Here is a 5,911-nt window from a genome sequence, read left to right as displayed (position 1 = left end):
AATAGGCAACACGTGTAGATGCATTGCCTTGTGTAGATACCCGTTTATGAGAATATCCCTATTGAGAATAGGCAACACGTATAAATGCATTGCCTTGTGTAAATACCCTTTTATGAGAATATCCCTATTGAGATTAGGCAACACATATAGATGCATTACCTTGTGTAGATACCCGTTTATGAGAATACCCCTATTGAGAATAGGCAACACGTGTAAATGCATTACCTTGTGTAGATCCCCTTTTAATGTAGGGCTACAATTATAAGTGCATTAGCATTTACTTTGACAAGGCAAGATGTAAGATTGGATACGCCTTACCCTGGTCATCCTGTTCAGAACGACCGATCTGTGTAAACCCACAATGCAGATAAAAACCAACCCCTTGTGTGTTTTGTTCATTCACATCTACTTTAGAAACGTTCATTTGCTCCACAGCATACCTAAGCAACTGCTTGCCTACGCCTTGTCCCCTATATACGTTATCAATAAACAACATCTCCAAGCTATCTTCCGCAATTCCCATAAACCCAACCAATACGCCACTTGCATTCTCAAGCGCATACAAGTTTACATATTGAAAATACGTTGGAATATTTGCTTTATAGTATTCAAAATCCTCTTTATGCAGAAAGTCGTGTGTATTTACAACCGCACTCTCCCATATTTCCATCAACCTTGGGTAATCCCCTACCTTTACTTTTCTTATCATCCCTATCGATTTTGATTTACACTGTATAGAACACAAAAATCATTCTTCTTTTGCTTATAACCGCATAGCACACACATAAATTTGTAATACAATCTACAAGGGGATAAACAGAGATGAACTATAAATACATTTAGTACAGCAAGATTACGGAGTTATAATCGCTATAAACAGAGATGAGCTATGATTGCATTTAGTACTGCAAGATTACGGAGTTATAATTGCCATAAACAGAGATAAACTATGATTGCATTTAGTACTGCAAGATTACGGAGTTATAATCGCTATAAACAGAGATAAACTGGAGTTCAAGCCTATTAAAAACAGTGGATGTAGAAAGATAACAACCCTTGTTTTGATTAATCTTTACTCCACTGCACGCTTATTTATGTTGTGAAATTCGCCAAAAAGCAGATAGCGCACAATTATTTCAAAAAAAAGTACATTTTTTTTCACATCATAAAACTATCATTGTAAATAAGTTAAGAGAAACACTGCATTTTTTATTCAAAAAATTACAGCTGAACCCTTGACACGTATCACATTTGTGCTATCTTTGCACTCGCAATACAGAACAACTGTATACGACCGGAGAAATGGCAGAGTGGTCGAATGCGGCAGTCTTGAAAACTGTTGACTGTAACAGGTCCGGGGGTTCGAATCCCTCTTTCTCCGCTAATTTATAAAAGATAACTTTTTAAAAGTCATCAAAAAAACACAAAACCTATGATTCACAATGAGTTATAGGTTTTTTCTTTTTTAGGGGTATCGCATTTTGTTCAAAAGTGCACCTAAAAAGGTTATAGATTCGGTGCACAAAAAAATATTTAAGTGATGCGCACCTTTCAACTTAGCAAACCCAGACGCCAAAGGGTGCCAGAGAGTTTTAGACTGTGATTTTGGAACGTTTTAATTCGACATTTATTAATATTAAAAACAGTTGAATTATGTTAGAAAAACAGTTATCAATTAATTTCTTTCTTAAACCCAATAGAGAGAAAAGTGATTTAAGAGGAGTTTACCTTAGAATCACAGTAGATGGTATTCGCAAAGAGACTTCTCTTAGTCACAAATGGGATATCAAAAGATGGAACCAAAAAGCAGGTCGTGCTAATGGCGCTAAAGAAGATGCTAAAACGCTAAACTATATCTTAGATACAATCATATCTAAGATTACCAAGTACAAATTAGAGCTCTTAAGTAATGAAGAGCCCATTACTACCTCTGTGCTTATGGATTATATCCAAGGCAAAGGAACTAGTAAGGCTAAAGTTTTAGAAGAATTCCAAAAGCATAACGATGAAATCTTTAAACTTGTGCCTAAAGAGTATGCTATTGGAACACATGAAAGATATGTTACAGCAAGATCACATGTAGCTGAATATATTCGTTATGTATATGGTAAAGAAGATATAGAGTTTAGAGAACTCAATTATGAGTTTGTGCTTGGTTATGAGCACTATTTAAAGACCGTTAGAGCGTGTTCTAATAACACAGCTATAAAGTATATCTCAAACTTCAAGAAGATTGTTTTACGGGCAGTTGCTAAAGGAATTATTGCTTCCAATCCATTTGTACAATACAAACCTAAAAAGACTAAACTCAATAAGAAACCATTAAGTAAAGAAGAGTTATCAATTTTAGAAAACAAAGAGTTTACAAATGAGCGATTAGCTACTGTAAGAGATGTGTTTGTTTTTCAATGTTATACGGGGCTCGCTTATATTGATGTATTTCAACTAAAGAAAAGTGATATTACAAAAGATGAAGAAGGTAATCTGTGGATTAGAATTAACAGACAAAAGACAGATGCTAATATTACTATACCACTACTTCCAAAAGCTATTGAGATAATGGAAAAACATAAGGATCATCCCGCTTGTATTGGTAAAGATATAGTGCTTCCTGTTCGCTCTAATCAAAAGATGAATGAGTACTTAAAAGAGATTGCTTCACTTTGTGAAATTAGTGAGTTAAACACCCATAAAGCAAGAAGAACTTTTGGAAGTACGGTAACTCTTGGCAATGGTGTACCTATTCATGTAGTCAAAGAAATGTTAGGACATCACTCTGTTAAACAAACAGAGGAATACGCTTTAACTGAAGAAGAAGCTATTAAAACTGAAATGCAGATTTTAAAAGGTAAACTTGAAGGGAAATCAAATAAGCAAACGGATAATTATACTGACTTACTTGAGGGTTTAAAAAGCCTAAACCCCGATAAATTAACTCAACTAACTACTTTTATTAATCAGTTAAATGGATAATAGGAACTCCCTTAAATTCTCTACACTTTCTAACAATTCAACTGTAGTTTTGCAAACAAGAAATTTAAGGGAGTCAATTTCCAACCTTTTTAATGAGTAGAAGTTAACTTCTACTCATTAAAAAGGTTCTCTATCTCTTTTCTGTTGTAATAATACGAACCAAGTATTTTGCGACACTGTAATTTACCACTGATACGTAATGTTTGTAGTGAAGCTGGCGAGATACTTAGTAATTGTCTTGCTACTTTTGCCTTTACCCATTCAAGAGAGGTTTCTTTGTTTTGCTTGACTAATAGATCTTTTAATTCTCCAATGATTGTTTGAGCAAACAATCTTAAATCGTCTTTTGTAATTTGACTTTCCATGATAGTTGTTTTTTTGGTTAAACAACTAAACTACAATCAAAACAGATTTCACTTTGTTTTTGGCAGTTTTAGAGTCTATTTGGCTATGAATTTCCTATTAAACAACTATAATATTCTCATATAGGGATATCTTACCGATTATTTTATAACTTTACAATTCAATCTTTTTAAATCATTGGCTTTATCTTTGAGCCTTCTTAACTCAGCTATTAATTATGGAACATAAAATACACCAAGGAAGAAATGTAAAGCGTTTTAGAGAAATGCTTGGAATCAAGCAAGAGGTTCTTGCTTTTGATTTAGGAGAGGATTGGAATCAAAAGAAGATATCTTTACTTGAACAAAAAGAAGTCATTGATAATTCACTGTTGCAACAGATTTCTAAAGTACTTAAAATACCTGTTGAAGCAATTGAGAATTTTGATGAAGAGCAAGCTATTAATATAATATCAAGTACATTTCATGGCACACAAGGCTTGATAAATTATAGTCCAGTTTTTAATAACAACCCTATTGATAAACTAGTTCAACTTCATGAAGAAAAGATTGCTTTGTATGAGCGCATGCTTAAAGAGAAAGATGAAATGATGGTTCGCTTAGAGAAGTTGATTCAAACGAAGTAAATAGATTATTAATAAATATATGAAAGCTTAACCTATGGTTAGGCTTTTTTTTGTGACTTATAAAGACAAATAGAACCTCATTAAGCCAATACATAATATAGGAGGTTTTCAGGAATACTTTTCTGAAAATTTTTTAATTATGTTATATAAACAAACCGTTATTAATGAGCTTTGGGAATTACTTCAAAGACTTATGAAAGATGAAAAGTTACAAGATTTTATTCTTGTAGGAGGAACAGCATTAAGCCTGCAAATAGGTCATCGAATTAGTATTGATATAGACCTATTTTCGACCAAAGATTTTGATTATAAATCGATATCACAACATTTAAAACAAAAACTTAATGCCAATGTAAAGGAAATGTTTAATAATACTATTTTAATGGATATCAATCGAGTTAAAGTAGATATTATTGCACATAAATATCCTTTACAAAAAGAAGTATTGAATATAGACAATGTACGATTAGCTTCTTTAGAAGATATTGGAGCAATGAAACTTCATGCTATTTTTCAAAGCGGAACACGTATCAAAGACTTTGTTGATATGTATTTTCTTTTAGAGCACAATCCTTTGCAAACCTATTTAGATGCTTATAAAAACAAGTATAATGGTAATACAGCATTAGCATCCTATGCGTTAACTTTTTATGAGAATATCTATCGAGATTTTGAGGTTACCTTGATGCATGGAAAAGAAAGTAATTGGGGTACAATGAAAGAACGTTTAGAAAAAGCTGTTGCAAATCCCTCTTTTAAATTCGATTTAGAACCCGATAAAAAAATAGACCAATATGTTAGAAAAAGAGGAATACGCAGATAAACAGTTGCTTAACCTTCATGAAATCACTATATTTATAATATGAAAAAAGAACAAAAACTAACTGATATTTCAACTTTAGGAACTCAATTATTTTGGGACACTGACATTAATAAGCTTGATTATCAGAAAGCATATATTCCCATTATAGTACGTGTAATTGAACGTGGCGATCAGAGTGAAATAGATGAAATCGTTCGGTTGTATAGCAAAGAAAAAGTGCTTCTTACAATATGTAAGGAGATTAAGTTCTTACCTAATTACGCTATTGAAAGAGCCATTAGATTTTTTCCAGAACTTAGAAAAGAAGATATGCTTTGTTATCAAAACAGAAAAGATAAATCCTATCATTGGATATAAGAAAAAGCTAGAGTACATGTAATTTTGTACTCTAGCTTTTTTTGCTTTATTTGGGTAATTAATACTCCTTTCTCTTTACCAATTTTGCGACCTTCGGGAGAAAAACGAGTGGTCTTTGATACTGGAAAATTTTCAATTTGTAAGGACAAAGACACATCTCGATAATTCTTACGTAATCTTATTGAGGAAGATGACATGTATTGTAAACTTATCTTTTGTTAAGGGTATTACTTTTATTTACTAATCTATATGTGTTAAAATATATTTAATAAATTATTTTTTTTAACTAAAAATAAAATTTAGTATAATTAAAAAAAAATGAATCCTTTGTGTTAAATTTACAAATACAGGTAACTTTCAATAGGCTTAAGGGAACTCAAAATTTTTAGCTTCAATTTTTCATCACTTTGAAAAGTACAGAGAAGTTATACAAAATCTTATCCCAACACCTCGGAAAAAATTGTAAATTTGAAGAAACAATTTTACTATTGAAACTAAATGAATGCAATTAATCAATATATAACCTTTCTAAAAGAATATAAAAAACTACTTGAAAGAGGTGTGAAAGACGTGTTAAATTCCACTGTTTCGAGTAACTTCATTTGGAACAATGAAATTGACGATTTCATTAATGCGGGTATTTGTGAATCTATATTAACAGACATTTTTACATTTAAATTTAAAAAACAGCCTTTAATTTTCTCATTAGCAAAACCTGTAAATCGTCAGCAAAAAGTGGACAATTAATGTGCTTAAAATAAGATAGTGTT

General features: G+C 31.7%; 7 protein-coding genes and 1 tRNA gene. 6 read left to right on the top strand and 2 right to left on the bottom strand.

Translation table 11 applies throughout. The annotated features are described in order from the left end of the window. Nucleotides 1-277: 277 nt before the first annotated feature. Nucleotides 278-709 (bottom strand): GNAT family N-acetyltransferase, encoded by a 432-nt coding sequence (locus AABL81_RS13400; RefSeq protein ID WP_341341311.1) that lies wholly within the window; start codon nt 707-709, stop codon nt 278-280. A 587-nt stretch (nt 710-1,296) separates the two neighbouring features. Between AABL81_RS13400 and AABL81_RS13395 the strand changes: the two genes are divergently transcribed. Then, nucleotides 1,297-1,381: transfer RNA gene (locus tag AABL81_RS13395), tRNA-Ser, on the top strand. Between the two features lie 272 nt (nt 1,382-1,653). Beyond that, nucleotides 1,654-2,973, top strand: coding sequence for a site-specific integrase (locus AABL81_RS13390; protein ID WP_158211173.1), 1,320 nt, complete (start codon nt 1,654-1,656; stop codon nt 2,971-2,973). 110 nt (nt 2,974-3,083) lie between these two features. Here the strand turns inward: AABL81_RS13390 and AABL81_RS13385 are convergent, their stop codons facing one another. Then, nucleotides 3,084-3,338 carry a DNA-binding protein gene (locus tag AABL81_RS13385; RefSeq protein WP_158211174.1) on the bottom strand — a complete coding sequence of 85 codons (255 nt, stop codon included), beginning with the start codon at nt 3,336-3,338 and terminating at the stop codon, nt 3,084-3,086. 215 nt (nt 3,339-3,553) lie between these two features. Between AABL81_RS13385 and AABL81_RS13380 the strand changes: the two genes are divergently transcribed. From AABL81_RS13380 to AABL81_RS13365, 4 genes are all read left to right on the top strand, one after another. Then, nucleotides 3,554-3,961 (top strand): helix-turn-helix domain-containing protein, encoded by a 408-nt coding sequence (locus AABL81_RS13380; protein WP_158211175.1) that lies wholly within the window; start codon nt 3,554-3,556, stop codon nt 3,959-3,961. Between the two features lie 139 nt (nt 3,962-4,100). Then, entirely contained in the window at nt 4,101-4,784 is a 684-nt protein-coding gene (locus tag AABL81_RS13375; RefSeq protein WP_158211176.1) for a nucleotidyl transferase AbiEii/AbiGii toxin family protein, read from the top strand. 39 nt (nt 4,785-4,823) lie between these two features. Next, nucleotides 4,824-5,141, top strand: a complete 318-nt coding sequence (locus tag AABL81_RS13370) for a DUF6922 domain-containing protein (RefSeq protein ID WP_006260078.1) — start codon at nt 4,824-4,826, stop codon at nt 5,139-5,141. 498 nt (nt 5,142-5,639) lie between these two features. Then, nucleotides 5,640-5,888, top strand: a complete 249-nt coding sequence (locus AABL81_RS13365) for a hypothetical protein (protein ID WP_341341310.1) — start codon at nt 5,640-5,642, stop codon at nt 5,886-5,888. Nucleotides 5,889-5,911 lie beyond the last annotated feature (23 nt).

Source organism: Myroides sp. C1519, from assembly GCF_038039755.1.
Classification (GTDB): Bacteria; Bacteroidota; Bacteroidia; order Flavobacteriales; family Flavobacteriaceae; genus Flavobacterium; species Flavobacterium phaeum_A.
Note: the sequence above shows the minus strand (reverse complement) of the source record. Positions and strands in the feature narration are given on the sequence as shown.

Coding starts and splice junctions, on each gene's coding strand:
- AABL81_RS13400 (WP_341341311.1), bottom strand. CDS start 709: ATGATAAGAAAAGTAAAGGTAGGGGATTACCCAAGGTTGATGGAAATA.
- AABL81_RS13390 (WP_158211173.1), top strand. CDS start 1,654: ATGTTAGAAAAACAGTTATCAATTAATTTCTTTCTTAAACCCAATAGA.
- AABL81_RS13385 (WP_158211174.1), bottom strand. CDS start 3,338: ATGGAAAGTCAAATTACAAAAGACGATTTAAGATTGTTTGCTCAAACA.
- AABL81_RS13380 (WP_158211175.1), top strand. CDS start 3,554: ATGGAACATAAAATACACCAAGGAAGAAATGTAAAGCGTTTTAGAGAA.
- AABL81_RS13375 (WP_158211176.1), top strand. CDS start 4,101: ATGTTATATAAACAAACCGTTATTAATGAGCTTTGGGAATTACTTCAA.
- AABL81_RS13370 (WP_006260078.1), top strand. CDS start 4,824: ATGAAAAAAGAACAAAAACTAACTGATATTTCAACTTTAGGAACTCAA.
- AABL81_RS13365 (WP_341341310.1), top strand. CDS start 5,640: ATGAATGCAATTAATCAATATATAACCTTTCTAAAAGAATATAAAAAA.